This is a genomic window from Fructilactobacillus sp. X2R5C2 (genome assembly GCF_059901375.1).
On the sequence record NZ_JBWXUX010000060.1, the window covers coordinates 1 to 229 of the forward strand.

The 229-nt window shown below is 61.6% G+C and carries 1 protein-coding gene; it reads left to right on the forward strand.

Annotation, left to right across the window (positions count from 1 at the left end; genetic code table 11):
• Window positions 1-229, forward strand: a 229-nt coding sequence (locus tag AC6UD2_RS06935) for a PAS domain-containing protein (RefSeq protein ID WP_500698455.1), incomplete at both ends; no start/stop codon positions are given.

Genomic DNA, 229 nt, shown 5'->3' on the forward strand with positions numbered 1-229 from the left:
CGGTGATCGAGCGCGAAACCACGATCGAGCGTGAAGTGATCGGCCAGGACCAGCATTGGTACCTGGCGCGCCTGCTACCGTACCGGGCCAGCGAGCAGAATGTCGATGGCACCGTGCTGACGTTCATTGATATCACCAAAAGCCGCGCAGCCGAAGAACGCTTGCGCCAAGGTGAGGAGCGCATGCGCCTGGTCGCGGAGAGCACCCATGACTTCGCCATCATCCTGCT